At 48.8% G+C, this 24,520-nt stretch carries 22 protein-coding genes and 1 pseudogene; 12 read left to right on the top strand and 11 right to left on the bottom strand.

Features of this window, described 5'->3' with window-relative positions:
* Positions 1-349: 349 nt before the first annotated feature.
* The 3 genes and pseudogenes from ACHZCY_RS10390 to ACHZCY_RS10380 all read left to right on the top strand — a co-directional run.
* Positions 350-697: pseudogene (locus ACHZCY_RS10390) on the top strand (ISNCY family transposase); the annotation flags it as partial.
* Between the two features lie 54 nt (positions 698-751).
* Positions 752-922 carry a hypothetical protein gene (locus ACHZCY_RS10385; protein ID WP_319548854.1) on the top strand — a complete coding sequence of 57 codons (171 nt, stop codon included), beginning with the start codon at positions 752-754 and terminating at the stop codon, positions 920-922.
* Positions 923-1,134: 212 nt separating this feature from the next.
* Positions 1,135-1,407 (top strand): cation:proton antiporter domain-containing protein, encoded by a 273-nt coding sequence (locus ACHZCY_RS10380; RefSeq protein ID WP_319548853.1) that lies wholly within the window; start codon positions 1,135-1,137, stop codon positions 1,405-1,407.
* A gap of 210 nt (positions 1,408-1,617) precedes the next feature.
* Here the strand turns inward: ACHZCY_RS10380 and ACHZCY_RS10375 are convergent, their stop codons facing one another.
* Positions 1,618-3,573 (bottom strand): alkaline phosphatase D family protein, encoded by a 1,956-nt coding sequence (locus ACHZCY_RS10375; RefSeq protein ID WP_205223352.1) that lies wholly within the window; start codon positions 3,571-3,573, stop codon positions 1,618-1,620.
* 180 nt (positions 3,574-3,753) lie between these two features.
* Between ACHZCY_RS10375 and ACHZCY_RS10370 the strand changes: the two genes are divergently transcribed.
* The 3 genes from ACHZCY_RS10370 (at position 3,754) to ACHZCY_RS10360 (ending at position 6,895) form a co-directional block, all read left to right on the top strand.
* A complete protein-coding gene (locus tag ACHZCY_RS10370; RefSeq protein ID WP_205223353.1) occupies positions 3,754-4,596 on the top strand; it encodes a M48 family metalloprotease in 843 nt (280 codons plus the stop codon).
* A 28-nt stretch (positions 4,597-4,624) separates the two neighbouring features.
* The gene (locus tag ACHZCY_RS10365; RefSeq protein WP_319548852.1) at positions 4,625-5,839 is read left to right on the top strand and encodes an MFS transporter; all 1,215 of its coding nucleotides are present in this window, start codon (positions 4,625-4,627) and stop codon (positions 5,837-5,839) included.
* A 171-nt stretch (positions 5,840-6,010) separates the two neighbouring features.
* Positions 6,011-6,895 (top strand): NAD(P)-dependent oxidoreductase, encoded by an 885-nt coding sequence (locus ACHZCY_RS10360; protein WP_205223355.1) that lies wholly within the window; start codon positions 6,011-6,013, stop codon positions 6,893-6,895.
* Positions 6,896-7,289: 394 nt separating this feature from the next.
* Here ACHZCY_RS10360 and ACHZCY_RS10355 read toward each other — a convergent pair whose 3' ends face one another.
* Together ACHZCY_RS10355 and ACHZCY_RS10350 are read right to left on the bottom strand one after the other, a co-directional pair.
* Positions 7,290-7,613 carry a hypothetical protein gene (locus ACHZCY_RS10355; protein WP_319548851.1) on the bottom strand — a complete coding sequence of 108 codons (324 nt, stop codon included), beginning with the start codon at positions 7,611-7,613 and terminating at the stop codon, positions 7,290-7,292.
* Positions 7,614-7,650: 37 nt separating this feature from the next.
* Positions 7,651-7,947, bottom strand: a complete 297-nt coding sequence (locus ACHZCY_RS10350; RefSeq protein WP_319548850.1) for a hypothetical protein — start codon at positions 7,945-7,947, stop codon at positions 7,651-7,653.
* A gap of 24 nt (positions 7,948-7,971) precedes the next feature.
* Here ACHZCY_RS10350 and ACHZCY_RS10345 point away from each other — a divergent pair, with 24 nt between their 5' ends.
* Together ACHZCY_RS10345 and ACHZCY_RS10340 are read left to right on the top strand one after the other, a co-directional pair.
* Positions 7,972-8,106, top strand: coding sequence for a hypothetical protein (locus ACHZCY_RS10345; RefSeq protein ID WP_319548849.1), 135 nt, complete (start codon positions 7,972-7,974; stop codon positions 8,104-8,106).
* A 284-nt stretch (positions 8,107-8,390) separates the two neighbouring features.
* Positions 8,391-9,581: a hypothetical protein gene (locus tag ACHZCY_RS10340; protein WP_319548848.1), complete on the top strand. Its 1,191-nt coding sequence runs from the start codon at positions 8,391-8,393 to the stop codon at positions 9,579-9,581.
* A 66-nt stretch (positions 9,582-9,647) separates the two neighbouring features.
* Here the strand turns inward: ACHZCY_RS10340 and ACHZCY_RS10335 are convergent, their stop codons facing one another.
* On the bottom strand, positions 9,648-13,292 hold the full coding sequence (locus ACHZCY_RS10335) for a DUF3683 domain-containing protein (RefSeq protein WP_319548847.1): 3,645 nt from the start codon (positions 13,290-13,292) through the stop codon (positions 9,648-9,650).
* 305 nt (positions 13,293-13,597) lie between these two features.
* Here ACHZCY_RS10335 and ACHZCY_RS10330 point away from each other — a divergent pair, with 305 nt between their 5' ends.
* A complete protein-coding gene (locus tag ACHZCY_RS10330; protein ID WP_319548846.1) occupies positions 13,598-14,107 on the top strand; it encodes an O-acetyl-ADP-ribose deacetylase in 510 nt (169 codons plus the stop codon).
* A 10-nt stretch (positions 14,108-14,117) separates the two neighbouring features.
* Here the strand turns inward: ACHZCY_RS10330 and ACHZCY_RS10325 are convergent, their stop codons facing one another.
* The 6 genes from ACHZCY_RS10325 to ACHZCY_RS10300 are packed head-to-tail and all read right to left on the bottom strand — an operon-like array spanning position 14,118 to position 21,047.
* On the bottom strand, positions 14,118-15,809 hold the full coding sequence (locus ACHZCY_RS10325) for a BatD family protein (protein WP_319548845.1): 1,692 nt from the start codon (positions 15,807-15,809) through the stop codon (positions 14,118-14,120).
* Positions 15,803-17,581: a VWA domain-containing protein gene (locus tag ACHZCY_RS10320; protein ID WP_319548844.1), complete on the bottom strand. Its 1,779-nt coding sequence runs from the start codon at positions 17,579-17,581 to the stop codon at positions 15,803-15,805. The genes ACHZCY_RS10325 and ACHZCY_RS10320 overlap by 7 nt, the downstream gene beginning before the upstream one ends.
* Positions 17,578-18,558 carry a vWA domain-containing protein gene (locus ACHZCY_RS10315; RefSeq protein WP_319548843.1) on the bottom strand — a complete coding sequence of 327 codons (981 nt, stop codon included), beginning with the start codon at positions 18,556-18,558 and terminating at the stop codon, positions 17,578-17,580. The genes ACHZCY_RS10320 and ACHZCY_RS10315 overlap by 4 nt, the downstream gene beginning before the upstream one ends.
* On the bottom strand, positions 18,545-19,084 hold the full coding sequence (locus tag ACHZCY_RS10310) for a DUF4381 domain-containing protein (RefSeq protein WP_319548842.1): 540 nt from the start codon (positions 19,082-19,084) through the stop codon (positions 18,545-18,547). The genes ACHZCY_RS10315 and ACHZCY_RS10310 overlap by 14 nt, the downstream gene beginning before the upstream one ends.
* A gap of 4 nt (positions 19,085-19,088) precedes the next feature.
* Positions 19,089-20,039: a DUF58 domain-containing protein gene (locus ACHZCY_RS10305; RefSeq protein ID WP_319548841.1), complete on the bottom strand. Its 951-nt coding sequence runs from the start codon at positions 20,037-20,039 to the stop codon at positions 19,089-19,091.
* Positions 20,040-20,081: 42 nt separating this feature from the next.
* A complete protein-coding gene (locus ACHZCY_RS10300) occupies positions 20,082-21,047 on the bottom strand; it encodes an AAA family ATPase (protein ID WP_319548840.1) in 966 nt (321 codons plus the stop codon).
* A 231-nt stretch (positions 21,048-21,278) separates the two neighbouring features.
* On the opposite strand from ACHZCY_RS10300, the gene ACHZCY_RS10295 reads away from it, so the two are divergent.
* From ACHZCY_RS10295 to ltaE, 3 genes are all read left to right on the top strand, one after another.
* The gene (locus ACHZCY_RS10295) at positions 21,279-21,632 is read left to right on the top strand and encodes a hemerythrin domain-containing protein (RefSeq protein WP_319548839.1); all 354 of its coding nucleotides are present in this window, start codon (positions 21,279-21,281) and stop codon (positions 21,630-21,632) included.
* A 163-nt stretch (positions 21,633-21,795) separates the two neighbouring features.
* Positions 21,796-22,656, top strand: coding sequence for an MBL fold metallo-hydrolase (locus ACHZCY_RS10290; protein WP_205223368.1), 861 nt, complete (start codon positions 21,796-21,798; stop codon positions 22,654-22,656).
* 162 nt (positions 22,657-22,818) lie between these two features.
* Positions 22,819-23,844 carry a low-specificity L-threonine aldolase gene (gene ltaE / locus ACHZCY_RS10285; protein ID WP_205223369.1) on the top strand — a complete coding sequence of 342 codons (1,026 nt, stop codon included), beginning with the start codon at positions 22,819-22,821 and terminating at the stop codon, positions 23,842-23,844.
* A 25-nt stretch (positions 23,845-23,869) separates the two neighbouring features.
* Here the strand turns inward: ltaE and ACHZCY_RS10280 are convergent, their stop codons facing one another.
* Positions 23,870-24,514 (bottom strand): HAD family hydrolase, encoded by a 645-nt coding sequence (locus tag ACHZCY_RS10280; protein WP_319548838.1) that lies wholly within the window; start codon positions 24,512-24,514, stop codon positions 23,870-23,872.
* Positions 24,515-24,520 lie beyond the last annotated feature (6 nt).

Genomic DNA, 24,520 nt, shown 5'->3' with positions numbered 1-24,520 from the left:
ATAAATATTGAATAATTTTATATTTTTAGGCAGTGTACTCGTTGATGCCATGCGGAAAGTGATTACTTTGGTAGCGACACTCTGCACTCTGTAGAGACTCTGCGGATGGCGGCAAAATAACCATAACATAAAAGCCATTAAACGACTGTTTCGTACCGCGCAACAGCTTAAACGTTCTACGTCCAAAGACCAGGCTAAGAAAGAAAAACGGGAAGAACTCATCAAAGCGGCGCACCAGAAATATATTGATGCGGCGAATATTTTGCTTGATAGAGCACGTTTGTCAATCAAACAGGAAAACAGTGGTAAACCGGTTGCTATTGCCCTTGTTTTTGCGATTGAAAACTTTATCGCACATGCAGAGAAAGTGTTCTCGATTTTTGAAGAACATACCGAGTGGATCAGTAAAGGGAAAGCTGGTGTCCCTGTTGAGCTTGGCCTGAAAGTGTGTGTACTTCAGGATCAGTACGGCTTTATCCTCCATTATCGTGTGATGGAACATGAGACTGATGATCAGGTTGCCATCCCCATGGTTGAAGAGAGTCGAAAGAAATTTTCAAGTCTCACCGCCTGCAGTTTTGACAAAGGGTTCCATTCGTCTGCAAATCAACAAGATTTACAAAAACACCTCGACCATGTGATCCTGCCCAAGAAAAGCAAGCTTTCATTAATGGATAAAGAAAGGGAACATTCACCAAGCTTTATTAGGGCTAGATATCGGCATTAGGCTGTTGAGTCAGCTATCAACGCTTTGGAAGTCCATGGTCTTGATCGGTGTCCTGATCACGGCATTTACGGTTTCAAACGCTATGTCGCTCTTGCTGTACTGGCACGTAACATCCAGCAGCTTGGAGTAAAGCTCCGCCAGAAAGAACTCGCATTGTTGGAGCGGAAGGAAAAAGTATTAAAAAAAGCAGCGTAACATTTTACGCTACCCCTCGCAGCAATGCAAGCGTGGTGAAATCCGTCTAAAATCGACAAAATCATGTGGTTAGCGCACGGTGGTGTACTCTTTAGAGGTTAAGAGTAATCAAGACCAGCCAGATGAATAACAAATGAACTTAAAATGCTCTGATCGTAGGATGAAAAGGGCTTTTCGGTCAGGCATTAGTTAAGGATGCACCGCAGGCTTTAATGATAGCTGCTGTGTTAATGTTTGTTGCTCGCCCGCTGGCTGCAATGGTCAGTTTGGCTCCGTTGAAATTTTCCTTGAGGGAACAACTTTTTATTGGCTGGGTTGGTCTGCGCGGGGCTGTGCCCCTTTTTCTAGCCATTATTCCGGTTATCAGCCCCGGCCCGGTTACGGTGGAGTTTTTCAACGAGGTGTTTGTCGTGGTGATAGCATCACTCGTCATCCAAGGCTGGTCCATCTCTTTTGCGGCCAAGGTTTTGAAAGTTAAAGAGTAAGATGCAACCTTAGAATTTGTCCTGAAATACCTTGAAGAGCCCGCTTCGTATCCTCAGGTTATCTTTAGCTGATCTTCAATCATAAATTCCTCAACGTAGCACAGTTACGTCTGCGGCTGTGTTCAATGAGAAGATCCAGGTCTAACCTGAATATGAACTCGATATTTTCCAATGTATTTGCCGGCAGCCCTTTACAGTGAGTAGATGCCATTATTGCTGCGCATAAAATTTTACTTCCCCACCACGTCCAGGCAGGACACTGATTTCTGTTGGTTCCCCTTGCTCATTTAACCGAACTCTGCCGACACTGCTTTCGTTCACCAGTTGGCGGGCGTCATGGTTGTCTGGCCTTCGCGCTTTAATGCGCATCTTACGCCGCCTGGTAAACCAGTTAAGGGGCGATCGGCTGGCATACAGCCAGCGATTGGCTCTATCAAACCATCGTAGCAGGCGATGGGGGAATTCATTTTTAAAGCCGCTACAGGTAATTTGCCAAATGTTGGGGCTGTTACGGCGATATCTCAGTTTGACGTCGTAGGCAAAGGAGTAATGAACATCACCAGATAAGATGACGAAGTTTTTGGGGGTGTGGCGGTGCCTGAAAATATTGAGGATAACGTTGGCTGATCCAGGGTGGGCCATCCAGTTTTCTGCATCAACCACCAGGGGATGTCCACAATAGGTAATGATTCGCTGTACCACCTCAATCAATTTGACTCCGAAAATAGGGGCTGGTGAAATCAGCAGCACGGAAGGTTGGTGCATTAATTCCTGCTGTAGTTCAGACAGGTCTTCCCATTCCATCAAACCAGAAGGTTTTGTCAGACTGGATTCGGACCACCACCGATTGGTACGGGTGTCGAGAACAACCATTTTCGGCTTGGTCGGCAGACTGTAATTCCAAGCTTCAAATTTGAGCAGGTAATTAATCAGTGCATCCTGTTTTTCACCGCCTGGCTCATGAAAACAATCATGAACATGCTCAAGGAAAACTCCTTCAAATTGTTGAGGATTGTTTCCCCACCCCTGGAAGAGAAAATAGGCAATAAGGGCGTTACCTATAATACGCCTTGAAAAAGGGTGCTCATAGGCAACCTCTTCCCACCCGCGGCTCAAATTCCAGTCGTCGGTGACATCATGATCATCAAAGATCATATACGTGGGCATGTGCGCCAGGAGTCGTTGAACATTGCCAAGACCCTCTGCAAAGGCACCAACATCCTTGCTTTCTGTCTTATATTGTTCCCGGTTTCCCTCAGGTATGTCTCCGGAATCCAAGTCTACATATTTCCAGAGAGCAGGCGACCATATAAGCAGGTACATTGCTGCTAGCTCAGCCAAGGTGACCAGGTGGTTGTGTGCCGATGCGGTGGTAAAGATCGGTTTTCGAACTCCTCCGAAAAAACGATCCCGTAAATTTTTGGTTTCTTTGTTGTGGGGCAGGAGTTCCTCCCGCTTGTAGTAGCAGAACTTGCTGGCTAATAATTGGTCACTGTCTGCGACAACTGCACCGGTCAAGTGTTCCTTGAACAAACCCAATTTGGCGGCAGCCTGGTGAATGGCAACCAACATTGGACCACCGACGTCATCGGCATAGATCTGGTCCCCGGTCATCATCAGGAGTGCCGGGCGCTTTTCCGGCTTGGTAACGGTTGTTGCCAGTTCGTTGTCAATACGGAGCAAAGCGTCCTTTGAAGGGTCGTGCGGCTTGCGGCATGATCCATGGAGTATATGGTCCAGCACCGGCTTCACCACAAAGAGTGGCCTTGATTGTCCCTCGTAGACAATATGTGACATGCAGTCCACCAAGCTGGACTCTTCCTGTCCATTGTGGAAAAGCAGGTCATACTGCAGAAGCTCTTCAGCTGGGAAAGGGTCTTGGGGCTTGAAATCAATCAGATAAATATAGGCATGTTCACCAATCCGAACTGGAGGTGGTGAAAAATCTCCAATATCGCCCTTGAAAAAGCAGTGCTGATCTGTATGGCGATAGAGACATAACGACATGGACAACTCGCTGCTGGTTGCAACCCACAGGACAAGTTGATCACGGGTTACTCGACGAAGAATAGGGCCTGCAATAATGGGCGGTAAGTCTGCATGTTGCTGCATGGGATAAAGAGGCTGATTGTGATGTCGTTTAGAAGGGTAGTGTACTCTGCGCATACCCTAGCCAAACCATTTGTTGGTGTCAATTTACTTCGGGCTCTTTTCAGGCATCCTTAAGAGCGTTAGTTTCCCCTTCCATGTAGAAAGCAATTGCTGCTGGTTGCAAGATACAAGAGCTGTAGTAAAGTGGCCGCAGCCTGTTTCCACAAGTGATCAATAAACCAGCCAAAAACAAAAATGATTCGATATTTGTTACCCATACTTTTAAGCCTGTCGCTCTGTGCATGCGAGGATACCAACCTGTTTATGGTGACCGGAGCAGTGACAGATGCAGTGACTGCAATCACTTTATCCGATAAGCAGGTAAACAGCCTTGCTCGTCAGGCCGCATATACGGCAGACAGTAAACACCAGATTGCCCCGCAACAGAGTGACTATGATCAACGCATAAGGCGGTTACTCAAGGGAATCTCTGCGACTGATCAAACAGACTTCAATGTTAAAGTCTATCTGGCCAAGGATATCAATGCCTTTGCCATGGCAGACGGAAGTATAAGAATATACAGCGGCTTAATGGAGCTGATGAATGATCAGGAACTTTTGTTTGTGATCGGCCATGAGATGGGGCATGTAATCAAAAAGCACTCCAGGGAAAAAATGGTGCTTGCCTATGCGGCAAGTGCCCTGAGAAAGGGACTCGCGTCCCAACAGAATGAGATCGGTCAGCTTGCCGGGTCAATGGTAGGTGGTTTGGTTGAACAGCTCACCTCAGCCCAATATTCCCAGCACGAGGAACGTGAGGCCGACCGGTACGGCGTGAAGCTGCTTACTGATAAGGGGTATGATACGGGCGCAGCTGTTTCGGCCCTTCAAAAGTTGGCAGCATTACCCGGCCGGCATACCTTTTTTTCCAGTCATCCCGCACCGGAAGCTAGGATTGACGCCTTGCTCAAATATGGGAAAGAAGACAAAGAACATGATTCTGTGACGCGTACCGTGTTTGGCTATGCAAAGCGTGTGGTTATCCTGCTGCTTCGTTCTGTTGGGCTTGTCATTAAGTGGCTCCTCTCTTTGCTTTGATTCACCCTCCAAAAAAGATTCGAGGCAAATGAACGTACAGAATAGGTCGGTGAAAGGAAATGTCAGCAAGTTGTATTGTTTTTCCTTTCTCAAGATGACCCTTTTTCCCATGGCGATTATTACCCTATTCTGGAAGGATCAGATTGGTCTTTCTCTGGCTGACATTTTATTGTTGCAGGCAATATTTTCCGGGACCAGTGTCCTGTTTGAGTATCCTTCCGGGTATATCAGTGATCGTTTAGGGTACCGGGTCGCATTGATAATGGCTTCGATGCTGGCCATCATTGGGTGGACGTACTATCTTTTTGCCGATACCTTTGTGCACGTCCTGTTGGCCGAAATTATTTTGGGATGTGCCTGGGCATTCATCAGCGGATCAGACAGTGCCTTACTGTTTGAGACCCTGCGTAGTCAGCAACAGGAAGACGGCTATGCCCGGTTTGATGGACGTATGACCGGCTTTGCTCAGACCGGTGAGGCTGCGGGAGCGCTCTTTGCCGGAGTGATGTATGCAGCCTGGCCGCTTTTCCCTTTTGTCGGCCAAATAGCTGTGTGGTTTGTTGCACTCCTGCTGTGCTTGAGCATGAAAGAGCCTGCTGTGGAAGGAGAAACGCACATCCATTCCCATCTTGCAGAGGCGCTCAAAACCTGTCGATACGCGCTGCGGGAAAACCGCCATGTGCGGGCAACCATCATTTTCGGTGCTGTGCTGGGGCTTGCTTCTTTTTATACAGTTTGGCTTATCCAACCCTATATGCAGGAGAGCGGGGTACCTGTAGCTTGGTTCGGACCTGCATGGGCTGGTGCCAACATGACAGTGGCCTGCTGTTCCCTTATCAGTCATCGCTTGCGCTTTGTGCTGGGGGACAGGTGGCTGATCGCTCTTTTTGTGTTGCTGGTTTTAGTCGGGTATGGCGGACTCAGTATGCTGACAGGGGTGTGGAGTTTTCTTTTTTACTACGTGCTGACAGCCATGCGCGGATTGCAGGGCCCAATAATGCGTAATCATCTGCAACATGCCGGCAGTCGCCGAAACCGTGCCAGTATCCTTTCTCTGCATAGTCTGGTTTTCCGTTTTTTGTTTGTGCTCACGGGGCCACTGGTCGGTCTGGCTGCAGACAATTACGGGTTGCGTCCTACTTTTGCTTTGTTAGCGTTTATGTTTGTTGTTTTTCTTGTCCCATTATCCAGGCTTTTTCTGGCAACTCTTCCGGCTGGACCGGGAAGGACCAGCAGGGCATAAGGGTGAGTCATCGTTATTCGCTCATATCAACGCCAAGATAACTCTGAGGTGAATGTACAGGTGAGAAGCAGCAATATCAAGGTGCTGGATTTTTATAGAATACTTGGTTATCAATGTGATGATGTGGTGAGTTTAGGAAAGCGTTTATAGTCCAATTATCTGGAGCAACATATGAAATTGAGCAAGGAAAAGACGACAATAGGTTTTGTTGGCATCGGAGTGATGGGTAAGAGTATGGCCGGGCACCTACTTGGTACCGGGTATCCGCTCCACATCTATACCCGCACTAAAAAAAGTGCAGATGATTTGGTCGCAGCTGGAGCTGTTTGGGCAGAGTCTGTAAAGGCATTGGCTGAAAAATGCGATGTTGTTTTTACCATGCTTGGTTTTCCACCGGATGTAGAAGCCGTGTATTTCGGGGAACAGGGGCTACTGATGAATATGAAGCCTGGGACATATGTGGTCGATATGTCCACCTCACGCCCTGATCTGGCCATGAAAATATTTGAAGCAGCAACTTCCAGGAAGGTGCATGCGCTTGATGCTCCTGTTTCAGGGGGAGACATTGGGGCACGTGATGCGCGCCTTTCGATCATGGTGGGCGGTGACCAGGAAACGTTTGATACCGTTTTGCCGCTCTTTCAGCTGATGGGAACCAATATTGTACTCCAAGGAAGCGCTGGAAGTGGACAACACACGAAAATGTGCAACCAGATAGCCATTGCCGCTGGTATGATGGGTGTGTGTGAAGCCTTTGCTTACGCAGAGAAAGCCGGTCTTGACCCAAAAAATGTCCTCAAGAGTATAGAAAGCGGTGCTGCTGGGAGCTGGTCCCTATCCAATCTTGTACCGCGGATCATAGCCGGGGATTTTGCCCCCGGTTTTTACGTGAAGCATTTTATAAAGGACATGGCTATCGCCATAGAGGCTGCCGACAGCATGGGCCTCGATGTTCCCGGTTTGAAGCTTGCCAAAAGCCTCTACGTCAAACTGGCCGAGGCTGGTGGTGAGGACTACGGTACCCAGGCTCTTTATAAACTGTACTCCTCCAAATAAGGTGTGGTAGACGGTCGTTTGTGCAGATTTTGAGCACAAACGACCATTGTAAATCATTTAGCTGTTACTCAGCCCGAATTTCTCATCAGTGAAGTTTTTCGCAGATCGAGGCGCAGGACACGCAGCTGTAGTAAGCTACCGCAAATGGCCTGCAACAAAGAGTCTGCGGAAAAATCCGCTGACCCGGAGGGTGAGTTTTTTGATTATCGACGAAAAAACAGGCTGTTTTTTTAGCGCTACCGTATTTTCTATAAATATCAAAAGGTTAAGTCGAAAATAAAAAAACTCATGATAAATTCGGGCTAGCGCCTGACATCTATTGATCCGCCGCCTCCCTGGTCCCAGGTATAGGTGCAGTGATAGGCGTTAGTCCCGGTTTTGTTGCAGGTGCCTGTCAGGCCACCACAGGTCGATCCGGGAGGAGTGTCAGCACGTACGCTAAAGGAATCACCACTGTTATCATTGAGCAGGGTGACACGCCCATTGGCGCTGAGGATAAAACCCTGTATTTCCGAGCTGCAGCCATCACTGATGATGAAGTTGTTAATTGTTCCGCTCGCATGGTTCCTTGTACAGGAGGTATCGCTATATGTCCGCTGTAGGTACCTGAAATAATATCGCAATTTTGAATGATGTCTTCGGTGGTAACATTACTGTCACTGCATCCATTGAGTAATAACAAGGCTATGGCTGAAACTGTGAGTGCAAGATTTTTCATTCTTCTCCCTTTTTTTTAGTGAATGGAAAAATGCCCTTTATTGAGCAAGGTACCGTTGAGGTGGACACGATAGGTCCAGGTAGGTACCGAAGAGCTCGTCGCCATAGCGTGAGCCGGTGAGCATCCTGGAAACGCGCCCTTTTTTCGGTAACTTTACTGCATAGATTTTGTCAATTTGTGTAGTATTTTCAGAAACGATGATGTGGTCAGTTGTTTGTCCGCGGAGGGTACCTGTAGGATCAATCCAGTCAATGACCAGGCCGTATTCCTTTTTTTGCATGTTATGGCAGGAGAAAGCATAAAAGATATCTTCCTCCGGGATAAATGTTGTCATTTGTTTACCCCGAAAAGGCGTTCCATGGGTGGTGCCGGTACACTGCGCCGCATGGAGGCCGGAGAGGGGTATGAAAAAAGAAGGCTTGCAGCCAAAAAAAGGGCAAGTGTATTGATCGGGGCAGGATGGTGCCAATATGTGGTCGGGCAGAGCAGATAATATGCTTTGAAGAATCCCTGTCCTTTACTCTAAATATTGTTGCCTGAAGTATTCTTCTTGGCAGTTCCTGTAACGAGTTGAACTGCCAATTGTAATCGATCCTGGGCAGGATTGAAGAAAATAATGAGAAAAAGCAGGGAAACCTGTATTATCCGAGGAAGGCCGGCAAAGCTATTGACGCCCATCAGGCTGTTTTGTACTCTTTTTTAAGATCTCCTTTCTTTCGATTTTCCAGCAGTGCTCATTGCAGCCTCTTTTTCATAAACACAGCGTGTGAGGAGAATATGACGACAGGTGCACCCCGCGAACTTATTGTCCCCCATCGTAGAATCCCGTTGGATATCCCAAAAGATGTTGCGCCAACGGAATTTTTTAACAGTCCTTGTAATCTGCGTCACTTAGCAAGGGAAAATGGACTGCTGCGCAATCCAGAGGGTTTTCTCCTCTATCGTAAGGCCATCGGGCATTCCAATCTTTTTGATACTTCCATTATTTTCGATACTTCCCAAAAAGTTCTCGACCCCATGGGTAGACCGGTCCGACGCGATCAGCTTACACGGGAGGAAAATATTGTTTTCAGCCGAATGACCAAGGTGGTTTTCCAATATATGTTGGAAAAGTATCCTGACCCAACAGAGCACCTCGTGTTTTGCGGTGAGGCCAGTTTGGATGCAACCTGGCCGTTGAATAAACCAGGAGTGCCTAGTGTGCGGATGATTCATAACCATTTTATGGTGTTTGAAAATGCCATGCTGGCCAACGCACCCCATGCCGCACCTGATAACCCGAATTTGACCGACAGCGGCCAAAATGGATTGTTTTTGCAATATCTCAGTGAGGTGTATCTTCGCTTTTTTGCAGAGCTGGACTTGGAAGTATTGCGGCCCATCCCCCCGGAAGAGGGGAAGTTGCGCATAACCGGCTACCCACAGGGATTACCAAGCTGGGAGGTTGTCGGCGGCGCTGCATCACTTGGCAGGGGCAAATTTTGGCACGAATACGATATGGTGCTCAAGGGATTCCTTGATTTTTATCGAGTTTTTTTTGCGCTGGTCGCTGCAGAAGATACAAGAATACCTGCCACTGCCACTTTTCCGAAACAAATCGACAACATTTTGCTTTTCAGTGATCAGTTTCATCAGGCTGCCAGGATGCTGCGTTTACAGGTTTTGGAAGATCCGGCCTTTGCCAATGAGATTCGTTGGCAGCCTGCGTATAAGCAGCTTATCTATCGGGATGATAAAGGACGGTTGATTGTCACCATCAGTCAAAATTCGGTGGGCAATGCAATCACTGAATTACTTGGTATTGTGGTGAAGCGCATAGCTGACGAGGCCGCCTATGCGCAAGTTGAAGCAGCGTTGGTGAATCAATTGCTTGAGTTGCGTAACAGGCTGATTAAGTATAATCTTGGCGTTGCCGTTGCGACACCGACATGGCCCCATGGGCGTTTTGTACCTCCCGCCCCATCATAGCCGGCGCCGAGTAATATGGGCACAATCTCCGGAGTATGGTTTCTCCGGAGATCGGCTTCATCGTTACTAAAAGGTAACGATTTCCGTATTACCCAATAGGGTCTGCAGCTCTTTTTGCCAGGAGCTGCCGCCAATTGTCTTTGCCAGCTTTTCTGCGAAATGTATGGGCTGCAGATTGAGTGATGCGGTATTTCTGCTTAACCCGGAGATACACGAGGGGCAGTTGGTCAGGATTTCAGTGGGTTGTTCCTTCTCCAGGGCATGTTCGATAGCCTGCCGTTTACGGAGCAGCATCGCATTGGAAATGTCAGGCCTGGAAAGAGCCATGGTACCGGCTTCGGAACAACAATTTGGTACTGCTGTTACCTGGCTGCCAAGTGCAGTCTGGATAGCTACCACTCCTCTTCCTTCCATGGAGTCATGACACGGAGTATGGTAAAAGAAACTGCCTGCACCATTGGTTGGGATTTCTGCATTTCCCTTTTCGAGCACAAATCGGGAAATGTCGTTAATTTTACAGTCAAAAATATCCTCAACCCCCATCTCGTTTAAGGCTTCCCTACAGGTTCCGCAACTGACCACAAACGCATCAAAAACGATGTAGCCCAGCATGTCTCTAATCTGGCTGAGAATAATAGTGTCACGCAGGCTGATTTCACCATGCATCTTTTTCTTTGCGTTTACTTTTGCCGGGAATCCGCAGCAGAGGAAAGGCGGAGGAAGTACGATCCTGATATTATTTTTGAGCAGAATATAGACCGAGGCCATGGAAATTTCCGCATAGAGGCGTTCAGAACCACAGCCTGGGAAATAAAACACAGTTTTATCGCTTTTCGCCGCAGGCGGATGGATAAGGAGCGTCTCACTGTTAGTGCAGGTCGGCAGGATATCGTGCAGGGTCTTTTTTGAAGCGGGTGCCATCTGCGACTGCAACAGCTGCAGCGGTTTCCAGTTTTTGGTTGTAATGGATTCAGGGGCTTTTTTCATAAGTGTTACAGCCTGGCGCTGAACCGCAGCACCCCATTGAACAACCGTTTTGCGGAAGGCAGCATTAAACAGTTTATTTCTATTTTTCAGGTAATACAGTGACATCCTGGTTTGCGGTGGAGAGTGTTTATAGCCAAGGCTTCCCAAAATTTCCCTTTCTAAAATAGAAACCTCAGCCGTGTCGATGTCAACTGGGCAGGGTGCAAGACATTTCCTGCACATGGTGCAGTGGTCTGCAATCTCTTCCAGGTATTTGAGTTGATTAAAGCGAGGAAAACGCGAGCGCTGCATGTCATAGAGCAGGGCTTCAATCAGGGCACCAATGACCAGGTTTTTATTGCGCGGGTGGAAATAAAGGTTGGTACCGGGAAAAAAGACACAGCAATCTGCCTTACATTTACCGCAGCGGATACAGCGGGAAATTTTGGATGCCAGTGTTTCCAGAGACCCATGCTGCAGAATTCGCGCCTCAAGTTCGAGCAGGTTAAACGATGGAGTAAAGACCTTTTCAATGATTTGCCGATCATTGAGCTTACCAGGATTCATCACTCCTTTGGGATCAACTTCCTGCCTGTATTGGTTCAGGGCTTCTACTCGTTGATCATCGAGAAATTTCATTTTCGTAATACCGATACCATGTTCACCGCTTACGACTCCGTCGAGCTCCATGGCTTTGGCCATGATATCTTCAGCGGTTTTTTCTGCGCGTTTCATCATGAAGCGGTCATTGGAAAAAACCGGTATATTGACGTGTACGTTGCCGTCACCAGCATGCATATGGGTGGCGATGACTATTCGTTTTGTCCGAACATTTTTATAAATTTTTTCAATGTTGGAGCTAACCCTGCTGTATCCGCGGAACAGTTCAAGCAAGTCTGCCTTGAGCTGGTTGATGTAAGCGTGGTTGCGGATTGATTCTTCAGTACGCTGCTCAAGTTTTGCCAGGGTCTGATGACACAGCTCCTCGGCCTTAGGCATCTTGGCCACAAGCCAGTCAGGATCCTCTATAGGGTCTGCTGTTTCAAGGTAGGCAAGGGTTTCATGAATAAAGTGCTGTTTGTTGTAAATGTCTTCCTCTATGTTGTACGCATCAACATAGCGGGCAAATTCAGCCAGGGCCGGCAGTGGAAGGACTATATCTTCATTGAGCTTAAAGGCGTTGGTACGGGCGGCGATTGCGCCGAGCTGTTTGCGATCTCGCCAGAATCGGGCGGCCTCATCGGCATTTTTGGCAATAAAGATTTCTGTGTTGACGAAAGGCTCTAGCAGTTTAACCAGACGTGATCGACCGTTTTCAAGCTGTTCATCGGTGTGGGCAACCATATCAATGAGCAGTACAGCTTTCGGGCTTTCACTTCGAGCAGCTTTGAACTTGTAATTAATAGCCTTGATATACTCGTCGTCAAAATGCTCCAGAGCCATGAGCGCTTCCTGTCCCTGGTTGGTCAGTTCCTCAGAAATTTCAACAATAACCCGGCTTGCCTCGTCCATATCCTTGCCAAAGAATTCCAGGCAAAAGGTCATTTTCTTTTCGTAGGCCTTGTAGAGGATAAATTCTGCTGACGTAATCACCCCGTCGGTACCCTCTTTTTGTACTCCTGGTAAGCCTTTGAGCGCCTTGTTGGTAATATCCTTCCATAATCCTTTTTTACGAATATCGTCACCACCGAGCTCAATGCGTTTAACCTGCTGGCCCCTGCTGTTGTGGATGTCGAACACGACTGTGTCATCAGGCAGGATTTTACGCAGAGGATGATTGATCCGCCGTACTGTAAACAACTCTCCCCCCGGCATGGCGATATTATAGGAGAGGATGTTATCAATGGCGGTTCCCCATAGAACCGCTGTCTTTCCCCCTGCATTTTCAGAGATATTGCCGCCAATGGTTGAAGCCCATGCACTGGTAGGATCAGTAGCAAAAACGAGCCCTTCTTTGTCTGCAAAGGCCATGGCATCCTGGGTGATCACACCTGCCTCAAGATGCATAACAGGTACCTTTTCTTGACTGTCGTCTGCAATGCTGCGGTAGGTTATGGGAGATATATGGTTGAGTTTTTCCGTATTGATGATCACGCAGTTGTCGCCCACCGGTACACTGCCGCCGGTCAGCCCTGTACCGCCACCTCTGGGGATAACGTGCAGTCCCATGTCTTCGATGGTTTTTAAAAGGGGTGCTACCTGCTCTTCGGCATCAGGGCGAAGAACCGCAAGCGGCAGATACAGACGCCAATCCGTCGCATCTGTGGCATGGCTCATCAGGGAAAAGGGGTCAAAACAGACATTGTCCCGGCCAATGATCGCACCTAGTTTTTTTTGGATTTTTTCACGGCTGGCTTTTGCACCGCTGATCTCTTTGTTGAGCTTTTTCAGCCTTTCAAGACATTGATTAACCAGATTGACGACCTTGTTGCTTCGGCTATAGTCAACTCCGACTCGCTGTGCAGTGTTTTTGATGATGGAAAGGTCTTTTTCAGCGGTTTTGAAAAAATGAAGTCGTCGGCTGCGGGAATCGATCAGTTCCTGGTAGAGAAAGGGGTTACGACGTAAAATGAACAGATCTCCCATGAATCGCATGACCAGACGCGCTGAGCGGCCTGTTACCCGTTGGCTGCGAAGCTCCTCCAGGTCTGACCAGACGTTTTGGCCAAAGAGGTGTTTGATAATCAGCCTGTCATCTGCTGAGGTGAAATTATAAGGAATCTCGCGATAGGTGTTTGTGTTCATTGTACTCGTTCAGTTATCGAATTTATATATCATCGGGCAACCAGAGATGCAGTTGCTAACATATTGTTTGTGCGATCAAAAGATACTACGGGAACTCGTTGGTAGGATTACTTCGTGAAGAGGTGTTCTATACAACAGACCTGCAATAGTATTGTGTCTTCGATGCAATTGTTTCAGATAAATCCATATGTAGAGGCCAGAGTTCTAAAACGAATGCACCTAAGTGTACGCTTGGTGGCCTAAAATTGCTATTATAATTTGTGAATGCTTGAAAAAAGAAGAAACGTTACGTGAATGGAGGGTGTATGGAGACCATAAATATTGTTACCGGCGATATCACCGCCATGGAAGTGGATGCAATTGTCAATGCTGCAAATAATTCCCTGCTCGGTGGAGGGGGGGTGGACGGTGCCATTCATCGCGCAGCTGGATCGGAGTTACTTGATGCGTGCATTCCGCTTGGAGGTTGCGCTACGGGAGAGGCCAAGATAACTCCTGGATTCAATCTGCCGGCGCGTTATGTTATCCACACTGTCGGACCGATCTGGCGAGGAGGAAGCAGCAATGAACCAGCACTGCTTGCTTCATGTTATCGTAATGCATTGCTTCTTGCCGAGCAGTACCAGCTGCGCTCAATAGCTTTTCCCGCTGTCAGTTGCGGGGTGTATGGTTTTCCCGTAGAAAAGGCCTGTGCCATTGCCTATGATGTGGTCCATGGGCATCTTCAACAGGAAACCACGATCTCTGCAGTCTATTTTGTCTGTTTTAATGAAGAGATTAAAAAGGCTTATGAGCAGGCTGCAGCCCGTTATTAGGTGTTTGGTTTTAACGATTTTCTTGTTTCAAGCCATTTTGATACAGGGGCCGCAAACCATCCGATGGGACGGAAGTAGTGGTATTGTCATTTTGCCTGTGTTGGTTTTTCCACGCCTGCCAGAGCAGAGTTCCATCCCACTGGTTTCCATTCCCTGCGCCTCCATAAAGGTAGGCATTGAGTTGCGCAACGGCATCCTGTAAAGCCCCTCTGGTTTCCTGGCTGGTAGTCAATTGGTTGAGAAGCTTACGGGCCGCTTCGGCTTCGCCTGCCGCACATGCCTTGTGGAGCTGTTTTTCAAGGGTACGTATGGCAGCTGTGTTGTTTGTGTCAGTGGCTTGATCGAAGTCCCTGCTGTGCTCGGCTGTGCCTTTTTTCCACCAGGCAATAAGGGTAAGCAGCCAGCAACAAGCAAGTACTATACTGGTCCAGAACCAGCCTCCTCCTTTCGTCCAGAATGGTTGCGGAGCGGCTGCAGGGACTTTTTCCGGAGAAATCGGTGTCGCTATCTGTGCCGGCGAATCAATCGGTGCCCTTACCGGTGCAATCGGCGGCAGGACCTGGAGAGTAAGAGGCTCAAAGCTGAGCTGTTGCAGCGTATTTGTTGTCGTGTTCCACCAGGAAATTGGCTGAGGAGCGAGAGTTACTTCGCCTGCCTGAGACGGAATCAATGTGATTTTCTGAGTCAGGACCCCTGTCAGACCTCTGTCAGTGAGAGTATTTTCAAAATTTGCCTGGTCAGGATAAAGGCGAACCGTCTTGTCTAGCGGCAATTTGGGCTCGGGCAATCTGGCTGCCGGTAATCCTGCCGCGTTGATGGCAAAGTTGATGGTGATTGGCTCTCCTGCCCGAATTTCACCGGTGGTCTGGTTAAGTTCCATTTTTCCTGTGAGTTGTTGGCTCGGTAGCCAGGGCAGAGTTGCTTGAGCAGGCTTTTGCTTAACCTCCAGCCGTAATTCCTTGGATCGTATTCTTTTGGTCGCTCCGGCCTTGGGAAAGGGATCGAAAAAAGAGGTGGAACGTGTCCCTACCTGGCCATGGAAAAGGAGTGGTGGAATAACCAGCTGCCCAGGTTGTTGGGGAAATAATGCATAGCGACGTTCATTGACCCGGTAATTGCGTCCATTACGGGTGGTGGTGTACTCGCGAGCATCACCAAGTTTGTGCACGGTGGTATTTTCAGGTTCTGGTTCCGAAAGACTGCCGCTTGCCAGGGAGGCCCCTACATAGAGGCGAACTGTGAGCAGGACCTGGGACCGGACAAAGGGTTTTTCCGGTGTAGCGCGAACTTCTAGAAAGAAATCCTGATTACCTGCCGTAGTACCGGAGGGTTGAGCCGTGGTGACAATCAGTTCCACTGCATTGCTTTGTTCCTTGCCCACTGCGATGGGGGGGATGGTCAGCTTGCCTATTCTCTTGGCCATCAGGCTGAGTTGGTACTGCTTGGAACGACTGCTTGTGCCGTTGATGATCTGCATGTTGGTGCTGCTGCCCTGGGCAAGGATTTCAAAATCCTTGTTCAGGGGAGAAAAATCCGGTTCTTTTCCAGATGGATCATTGATGATGAGCTGGTACGTTACTGACTCATCAATGACGATCGGATTTCTGTCCACACGGGCAGTGATTAGCCCGCCAAATGCGTTGTCAAAAACGCACAGTGACAGAAAAAGGAGGAAGAGGGAAAGAGATAACCTGTTCACCATAACTGTTGTTCTTGCTGTTTCGGATGTTGTTGTTGATACTGGTAGCGAAATTTTCGACGCCAGAGTCCTCCAGGATCATCAGGTATAGTGCGAAGCCACTGTTCCTGTTGCCTTTGCTGCTCGTCTTTGTTGTGATCTGTATCAGTCTGCGCGTGGAGTTGGTCTTGTTCAGCTTCTTCTTTTGCAGGATTTTTTTCTTTTGGTGCGGTAGGTGGTTGTTCCTGCTTTTGTTCAGCTGGTTTGTCCTGTTGCTGGTGGTTGTTTTTCTGTTGATTTGAGGCGCTGCCGGTTTCTTCTTTATTTTCCTGCTCTGCTCTATTTTGGGGCTTGTCTTTTTCGGCCCCTTGGCTTTCGCTTTGTTGCTGCTGTTGCTGCTGTTGCTGCTGTTGCTGCTGTTGCTGCTGTTGCTGCTGTTGCTGCTGTTGCTGGGCTTTTTCTAACAACTCTTTGTTGTACTTAGCGTCAGCATTGTTCGGATTCATTTCCAGCGCTTTTTGGTAGGCTGCCAAGGCTTCTTCATAGCGCCCCATTTTGGCAAGAATATTACCTTGATTATAGTGGGCATCGCTGGTCTTCGGTTCCGGCAGTTTCTGCAAAGCTTTTTCATATTCTTCAGCCTGGTAATGAGCAGCAGCCTGCCATTTCGGATCAGTAAACATTTTGGCCGCCTCTGCCGGTGATTTCTCGTTGAGTCGTTCAGTAGCCAGCTGGTTTTTATTGCGCCACAAATCATGCCACTCAATAGCGCTTCCTTGCTGGGGGTGTCCAATAACGAGAATAAATGGAAGAATGAGGATGCCTTTGCGGAAAAGCAGCAGGGCAAGGGGGAGCAACAAGGGAATAAGCCAGTAGCCTTCATCCTGATAAAGGACAGTACGTTGCCTGGTTGTATCGGCAGCTGCAATGCGATGGTCAGCCTGCAGTGGGTCGACCAGGTCGATGAGATCGCTGTCATCATTGCTGAGGCGGTGATAACGACCACCTGTAATTTTTGCCAGCTGCTGTAAAGGGGAGGGCTCGAGCCTGGTCAGTACCATGTTGCCTTCCCGGTCATAAAGGAACCCCTTTTGCGCTTGCGGGATCGGTGCTCCTTTGATGGTACCCATACCCAGGATGGACACACGGTAATTTCCAGCTTTTTCGGCAATACTTTCCGGGGAAACAGATCCCAGACCGTCGGTTATGAGCAGAATGTCTCCTTTTTTGTCCCCAGTCTGTTTGATCAGGTTCGCGGCTTTGGCCACTGCCAGATCGGGACGGGACCCCTGTGCCGGTATGAGGCTGGAATCCATGGCCTTGACCTGCATGGCAATGGTTGCCATGTCGGGTGTGAGAGGACATACTGTAAACGGGGTGCCTGCGTAGACAACGAGACCTGTCTGCCCATCCTGTCGTTGTCTGAGTACATCAAGGATTTTCAGCTTTGCCCGTTCGAGTCTGGTTGGTTTTATATCAGCTGCATCCATGGACTGGGAAAGGTCCAGCACCAAAACAAGCGAGGCCATGCTTCTGTAGACAGGTTGTTCTTTTTGGCGCCATGCAGGCCCAGCCATGGCGGTGACGGCAATCAGGGAAAAAAGTCCCAACGCAATGGTTGTTCTTTTTTTGCTGGATCTGGTGGAACCTTTGAGTACATGGGGGGCCAGAGCGGGATCGACCCATTGCTGCCATGCACGGCTTGCCGCCTGCTGCACTATAATATGCCTGATCAGAGGGATAAGGAGCACAAGCAGGCTGAAAAACCATGGACGGAGGAAGTGGAATTCGTTCATCTGCGGCCTCTTGCAAGAACCAGTAAGGGGCCCAGCAACAGTGCAGCTCCCAGTGGCCACACATATAATTCAGATTTGGGACGGAAGAACTGATTGCCGGTCAGTGCAGGTTCCATATCATCAATCAATGCATAAATTTTTTCCAGTTCACTGGTATCTTTTGCCCGAAAATAGTGACCATCCGTGATGGTTGCTATACTGGAAAGTGTTTTTTCATCAAGCTCTGCCGATGGGTTGACCCGTCGTTTGCCAAACAATGAGTTAACGAGCATTTCATCGGCTCCCACACCGATGGTGTAGATGGTGATCCCGGCCTGCTTGGCAAATGCAGCAGCTTTTTCAGGATCGACAGTTCCTGCAGTGTTGGCTCCATCGGTAAGGAGAATAATAACTTTATTTTTTGCGGGCAACTCCTGCAACCGTTTTACCCCCAGACCAATGGCGTCTCCGATGGCTGTTTTTTCTCCGGCAAGCCCTATTGCTGCTTCATTGAGTAAGGTTTGTACTGTTTTCCTGTCAAAGGTCAGTGGAGCTTGGAGGTAAGGCTGGGTGCCAAAGAGCAGCAGGCCGATACGATCACCTGTCCGTCTTTCAATAAATTCACCGGCAACTTTTTTGGTTGCCTCAAGACGTGTGACATACTGGTTGCTGAGCTGTAAATCTTCGGTCTGCATAGACCCGGAAAGGTCAATAGCCAGTAAAAGGTTCCTACCAGAGACCTGTATCTCAATGGGAGGCCCAAGCCATACCGGCCGAGCGGCAGCGATGAGCAACAGCACCCAGAAAAATGCGGCCAGCAGGAAAAAAGATGTGTTGCTGAAAATCTTGCCACTACGGTCGGCGTAAACGGAAAAGTCTTCTGCAAACGGCACCTGTAAAGCCGCCTCCTCGGTAGAGTCAGCAGACGGCATGAAGCGGCGGATGAGAAAAGGAAAAGGCAGTGCCGCCAACATCCAAATCCATTCAAATTGCAGCATTCTTCCTCCATGGTCTTGCAGGAAGCGCAACGAGCCACTGGCGGCAGACATCGAGCAGTGCTGTTCCGTCCAGCTCAGCCTTTGGGTTGTAGGCTGCTTCCAGGAGTTGTTCGCCCATAGGAGTATGAAACAATTTGAGATGACTCTTTTTTTCACCGGGACAGCTATCAAGAAACAGAAGCCATTCTGAGCCGGTTAAAGAGCTGCCGTTGTTACCGGGAAAGCGAGTCAGGCATATTCTGCGTAAAAAAATGGAAACCTGTGCGGCCAGAACGTGATTGTCCGGTTGTTGCTGATAGTTGTTTTGGATTTTTTCAAGTGCTTTGAAGGCGTTCCTTCTCCATGTCTGTCTCCGGTAGTGTCGATAAAGCAAGTACAGCAGAGCCACGATGACTGCCCCGAGCAGGAGTAGCATCCACCATCCTACGGCCGGTGGCCACCAGGAGACCGGAGGCGGAAGGTGGTAATCTTTCAAAGGAAGTGGTGGCGAAGTCCCAAGAGACTGGAGTGAAGCAGGAGTGCTCATCGGGTTAATGCCTCCCTAGCCCATTACGGATGGTTTGCACCAGATCGGCATTGGTTGCGAGGGAAATCAGGTGTAATCCCTGCTTTACGCACAGAGCGCGCAGATACTCACTACGCAGGGCAAAGGAAGCTGCATATTGGCGACGAAAGGGTGCGTTGCCAGTATCGATGATGGTTGTCCGGTCACCGTCGGTAACCTTATATCTTCCTGCCGGGGGGAGCATGGTTTCCAGGATATCGTGAATATGGCAGAGGACGATATCATTGTGTCTGGCTATTTGGCTAAGCTGCATTTCATCGTCACTGGTGATGTTGCGCATATCGCTGAAAAGAAAAACAAGGCTCCCGGATTTGACTACCCGTCTGAGGCGTAGAAACGTGTCGCCCGGTGCGCTGAATGAGCCTTTTTTCGGGTGCTGCCATGCCGGATGCTGGACCAACTGCTGAAAAAAATGGAGAACGCCCCTTTTCCCTTGCAAGGGACGGACCTCAGTGTGATGGTCGGGTGAGGTGATGATGCCGCCGACGCGATTGCCCTGTTGAGCCGCATTCCATGCAACAAGTGCTGCTGCATGGGCTGCAATCACCGACTTAAAAGCCCCCTTGGTAGCAAAAAACATAGCAGGATGTAGGTCTACCCAGAGAAAAATTTTTCTTTCCCTTTCTTCCTGGAACACTTTGGAATGGGGCTTGCCGATTCGTGCTGTCAGGCGCCAATCAAGATGACGGATGTCGTCGCCTGCCTGATAGGGACGTGCTTCAGTAAACTCCATACCGCGTCCACGAAAGGGCGATAAAAAACTTCCCGATTGCAAAGAACGAATAGTATCTGACTGCAGGGGAAGTATTTTTTCAAAGCGCTTGTAAGCCACAAGGTCATCAATGACCAGTGATGCCGGATTGGCGTAATCGGTTTCCTGTTGTTGTGCGGTTTTTCTAAGTCTAGGTGTCAACATGGAATGTTCGACGTATATCCGTTATTGCTCGACCGGTGAGTACTATGGCAAGGGTGTCTGCTGGAGAATATGGGCTATAACCTTATCCGGTGTTATGCCTTCTGCTTCTGCTTCAAAGGTGAGCAGGATGCGGTGGCGGAGCACATCCCAGGCAATATCCTGAATGTCCTCTGGGATTACATAGTCACGGCCACGCAGCCAGGCCAGGGCCCTACTGCATCGATCCAGAGCAATGGCCCCCCTCGGGCTTGCTCCGTATTGAATCCAACGGTCAGTTTCGAGGCTACCTGTCGTGGAGCTGTGCGTAGCCTGAATGAGTTGGAGGATATACTCTTCCAGAGAATCGGTCATGTGCGTGTTCAGGACCTGATCCCGGGCTGCAAAAATTGAATGTTGACTAACAATGGGAGGGGTTTCCCTTGCAGGACGGTTTGATCTGGCCTCATCACGGGCAAGTTGGAGAATGGCACGGCCGGATTCAATGTCTGGGTAGTCAACCGTGATATGGAGCAGAAAACGATCTAACTGGGCTTCCGGCAGTGGGTAGGTTCCTTCCTGCTCGATGGGGTTTTGGGTTGCCATGACCAGGAAAAGCGGCGGCAGGCGGTAGGTGGTGGAGCCTACAGTAATCTGTCGTTCAGCCATGGCTTCAAGCAGTGCTGACTGTACTTTTGCCGGGGCACGATTAATTTCATCTGCCAGGACAAGATTGTGGAAGAGAGGGCCTTCTTGGAAGGAGAACGATCCATCCTGGGGGCGGAAAATATCTGTTCCTGTCAAGTCTGCGGGCAGTAAATCCGGCGTAAATTGAATTCGATGGAAATCGCCTTCCAACCGCTGGCTGAGTACGCGAACAGCTCTGGTTTTGGCGAGTCCCGGTGCACCTTCAACCAAGAGGTGCCCATCAGCAAGCAGAGCGATTAGGAGTCGTTCCACCAGCTTTTCTTGGCCTATAATTTGTTGTTGGATTGAATGGTTGAGACGGTGTATTTCTTCTTGCAGGATCATGATTGCATAACTGAAACTGATTGAGGTTCTTATTTTTTGTCCACAGATACACCTTACAGCTATAGCTGTCAAGATGCTGAAGGAGGCATCGTTTTGATGCAGCGTTTTTTTCCGGCTGGGAGAGATAATACCCCATTTATTGGACTGTTGGTTGAAATTTTGTTCGTTATCTCTATAGTAATGGTATAGGGACGGACACTCATAACTATCATGCCAAAGGCTGGAATCGTTATGTGGTATTCGATTTATACTGTGGGCGACATCGACATCGATCAGGAGCATGCAAATATCGATTTCATGCTTTCCGTACTTGACAGTGAGCCGGGTGAGCTGGAAAGTACGCTTCTGGAAAATATTATCGATGTAACTCTCCAGCATTTTAGCAACGAAGAAACGATTGCCAAAGAACGTGGTTACAACATGACAGCTCAGCATCTCGCCAAGCACCAGCAGTTAACCAAAGAACTGCTGATCATCAAGCAAAGCCTGCAGAATAATACTATTTCACGGGAGTCCGTTCCAGTTATGTTGCAGGATATTCTTCACTCTCATATCCTTGAATTTGACCGTTTTCTGATTGCTTGAACCTCGAATAGCCACACTCACCTATATTTACTCTACCAAGCAGATGTTGGGAAAAAGTATTTCTTGAGCCGGGAAAGCGAAGGAGAGTGTAGCAATGTGTTTTTTTCGAAGAATGTACGCATAATATTTTGTTTTTATAACCTTGATTTATGGAGACTGGACCATGGCACAACCACCGGTTTTAGACCTTGGGTCAATAAGTATTACTTGGCTTTGTGGCGGATTTAATCAGCTCGATGGGGGCGCCATGTTCGGTGCGGTCCCCAAAATCCTATGGAGCAAGCAATGTCCCCCTGATGCTGAGAATTACTTTGATTTGATCAATAACCCCTTGCTGGTGCGAACCCCGGATGCCAACATAATTATTGATACCGGACTCGGTAATAAGCTGACCGAAAAACAGAAAAAAATATTTCGGGTTACCCGGGAATGGGCAGTGATTGAAGAGCTGCGTGCATTGGGAATGCAGCGGGAAGATATTGATGCGGTGATCTTCACCCATGGCGACTTCGACCACGCCGGAGGGGCGGTCATGGTCATGGATGACGGCTCCTACGAGCCTACCTACCCCAATGCACAGTATATTCTCCAGCAAAAGGAATGGGAAGATATTAGTGCGCCCAATATCAGGGCTGCTCATACGTATTTTCCAGTGAACTTTGCCGAGCTTGAACAGCGTGGAAAAATTGAATTGGTTGACGGTGACCGGGAAATCACACCTGGGGTAACGGTCAGGTTAAGCGGCGGCCATACACGCGGACACCAGATTATTGCCATGGATGGGAGCGAGGGGTGCGCGGTCCATATGGGTGACCTTTTTCCCACTCACCACCATACTAACCCGCTTTGGGTAATGGCTTATGACAATTTTCCCCTGGATGTAATTGAGCGCAAGCTGGACTATTTTAAAGAGTATAGTGAGAAAAAATGTTGGTTTACCTTTTACCATGATTTTGACATGCGGGCCTGTCGTCTGGACGGTGCGCATACGATTATCGAAACCTTTGGTGGCTCCTTAAAGTAAATCCTGTAATTGCCGATCCCGAAGGGCGTTGAAGGTCAGAAAAAGTAGGGTTCACCCATATAGTGAATAGAAATTCAAATCAATTATCTGCTCAATAGCTGTTTTTTAAAGTAGAAATTATTTTTTTAACATTCGACGTGCAGGATTTAGGTAAAAGTGAATATGGATATTATTGATTTACGCAGTGACACTGTGACCAAACCGACCAGGGAGATGCGGCTGGCCATGGCCGAAGCCCAGGTCGGTGATGATGTGTATGGAGAAGACCCGACGGTTAACCGTCTAGAAGCATTGGCCGCTGAGATGCTTGGCACTGAATCGGCTGTTTTTGCCGCCAGCGGAACCCAGACCAATCTCCTCGCGCTGCTTGTCCATTGCGGGCGTGGTGATGAGTATATTGTCGGCCAGCAGGCACATACATACAAGTATGAAGGCGGGGGCGCTGCCGTGCTGGGCTCTATCCAGCCGCAGCCGCTTGATTTTCAAGTTGACGGCACCTTTGATCTGGACGAGGTTGCTCGGGTGGTGAAACCGGTTGATGTCCATTTTGCGCGCACGCGCCTGCTTTGTCTGGAAAATACCCATAATGGAATGGCGCTTCCGCTTGAGTATCAGCAACAGGCACGCGAGTGTGCCGATGCAAATAATCTTTGCCTCCATTTAGACGGTGCACGCCTGTGTAATGCTGCTGCATATCATAAGGTGCCGATGGACCAGATCGCTGCTTCCTTTGACTCTATCTCTGTTTGTCTTTCCAAAGGATTGGGAGCACCAGTGGGGTCTGTTCTATGCAGTAGTAGGGAGGTTACTCAGGAGGCCCGTCGTTGGCGAAAGATGCTCGGTGGAGGAATGCGTCAAGCTGGGATTCTTGCCGCAGCAGGCGTGTATGCGCTTCAACACCACCTGGAGCGGGTCGAGGAGGACCATGCCCATGCCAAAATGCTTGCACAGGGATTGGAAGCCGTAGAAGAAATTAGGGTAGACTTTGCTCCGACACAGACCAACATGGTTTTTGTTGACCTTGATCCTGCTGATGCTGGACCTTTGCAGAAATTTATGCGGCAACAAAACATCTTGATCAGCTCGGGAAACAGAGTCAGGCTGGTAACCCACCTTGATCTTGACGGAGCTGCGATTGCCAGTACTGTGGCCGCCTTTAAAGCCTATTTCAGTAAAGAACGTCGATAGTGAAAGAGGTATATCCGAAGGTGTTTCAGGAGGGAAGGTCGAGCCTTACCTCTGCAGATAAAATCGTGTCATCGGGAAAATCCACTGTTGAGCCGGGCCGTTTGATTGCCAGGAATGCCGTGCCGGTATTGACGGCAGCAGTATGATCAGCCAGGGCATCGCCGATAAAAAGGCACTTCTCCGGCAGGAATCCATGTCTGTTGATGATTTCTTCCACTATAACGGTTTTCGTGCGTGGAGACCCGTGTACTTCAAGAAAGTAATGGCTAAGTCCTTTTTCATGGACAATGGTCTCCATTTCCTCGTGCGGCGTCCCTGATACCACAAAGGCAGGGATGTGTTGCTGCTGCAGCTGCTGCAAGCAGGCAAGGGCACCAGGTATCAGTTCTGCCGCAATAACTCCTCCCATTACCATTGCTGAAAATTCTTTTCCTTTTTGCTCAAGGGTTGTCTGGTCAATATCCATCCCAAGGAGTTCTTTGTAGTAATAGATGAATTTCTTGAAACGGGGCATGCCGCCATTGGCAAGGTGGTAAGCGACGGCTTGTTGCGCTACCTGTTGTCCATAGGGGGCAAACATGGTGGCAAAGGCCTGGGTCTTTACCTGTACAGAATCTGCAATAACGCCGTCAAAATCAAAAAAGACAGCCTGCCAGCTAAGTCTGTTCATGGGATA

It is taken from the genome of Desulfogranum marinum (assembly GCF_963675105.2).
In the GTDB taxonomy this organism is placed as follows: domain Bacteria; phylum Desulfobacterota; class Desulfobulbia; order Desulfobulbales; family Desulfobulbaceae; genus Desulfogranum; species Desulfogranum marinum.
Note: the sequence above shows the minus strand (reverse complement) of the source record. Positions and strands in the feature narration are given on the sequence as shown.

Bases quoted from the DNA above. Each gene is read 5' to 3' on its own strand.
- ACHZCY_RS10330 (WP_319548846.1), top strand. From the start codon at position 13,598: ATGGAGACCATAAATATTGTTACCGGCGATATCACCGCCATGGAAGTG.
- ACHZCY_RS10310 (WP_319548842.1), bottom strand. From the start codon at position 19,084: ATGAGCACTCCTGCTTCACTCCAGTCTCTTGGGACTTCGCCACCACTT.
- ACHZCY_RS10305 (WP_319548841.1), bottom strand. From the start codon at position 20,039: ATGTTGACACCTAGACTTAGAAAAACCGCACAACAACAGGAAACCGAT.
- ACHZCY_RS10355 (WP_319548851.1), bottom strand. From the start codon at position 7,613: ATGAAAAATCTTGCACTCACAGTTTCAGCCATAGCCTTGTTATTACTC.
- ACHZCY_RS10345 (WP_319548849.1), top strand. From the start codon at position 7,972: ATGGGTGGTGCCGGTACACTGCGCCGCATGGAGGCCGGAGAGGGGTAT.
- ACHZCY_RS10325 (WP_319548845.1), bottom strand. From the start codon at position 15,809: ATGGTGAACAGGTTATCTCTTTCCCTCTTCCTCCTTTTTCTGTCACTG.
- ACHZCY_RS10295 (WP_319548839.1), top strand. From the start codon at position 21,279: ATGTGGTATTCGATTTATACTGTGGGCGACATCGACATCGATCAGGAG.
- ACHZCY_RS10290 (WP_205223368.1), top strand. From the start codon at position 21,796: ATGGCACAACCACCGGTTTTAGACCTTGGGTCAATAAGTATTACTTGG.
- ACHZCY_RS10315 (WP_319548843.1), bottom strand. From the start codon at position 18,558: ATGCTGCAATTTGAATGGATTTGGATGTTGGCGGCACTGCCTTTTCCT.
- ACHZCY_RS10380 (WP_319548853.1), top strand. From the start codon at position 1,135: ATGATAGCTGCTGTGTTAATGTTTGTTGCTCGCCCGCTGGCTGCAATG.
- ACHZCY_RS10360 (WP_205223355.1), top strand. From the start codon at position 6,011: ATGAAATTGAGCAAGGAAAAGACGACAATAGGTTTTGTTGGCATCGGA.
- ACHZCY_RS10300 (WP_319548840.1), bottom strand. From the start codon at position 21,047: ATGATCCTGCAAGAAGAAATACACCGTCTCAACCATTCAATCCAACAA.
- ACHZCY_RS10340 (WP_319548848.1), top strand. From the start codon at position 8,391: ATGACGACAGGTGCACCCCGCGAACTTATTGTCCCCCATCGTAGAATC.
- ACHZCY_RS10375 (WP_205223352.1), bottom strand. From the start codon at position 3,573: ATGCGCAGAGTACACTACCCTTCTAAACGACATCACAATCAGCCTCTT.
- ACHZCY_RS10365 (WP_319548852.1), top strand. From the start codon at position 4,625: ATGAACGTACAGAATAGGTCGGTGAAAGGAAATGTCAGCAAGTTGTAT.
- ACHZCY_RS10320 (WP_319548844.1), bottom strand. From the start codon at position 17,581: ATGAACGAATTCCACTTCCTCCGTCCATGGTTTTTCAGCCTGCTTGTG.
- ltaE (WP_205223369.1), top strand. From the start codon at position 22,819: ATGGATATTATTGATTTACGCAGTGACACTGTGACCAAACCGACCAGG.
- ACHZCY_RS10280 (WP_319548838.1), bottom strand. From the start codon at position 24,514: ATGAACAGACTTAGCTGGCAGGCTGTCTTTTTTGATTTTGACGGCGTT.
- ACHZCY_RS10350 (WP_319548850.1), bottom strand. From the start codon at position 7,947: ATGACAACATTTATCCCGGAGGAAGATATCTTTTATGCTTTCTCCTGC.
- ACHZCY_RS10370 (WP_205223353.1), top strand. From the start codon at position 3,754: ATGATTCGATATTTGTTACCCATACTTTTAAGCCTGTCGCTCTGTGCA.
- ACHZCY_RS10335 (WP_319548847.1), bottom strand. From the start codon at position 13,292: ATGAACACAAACACCTATCGCGAGATTCCTTATAATTTCACCTCAGCA.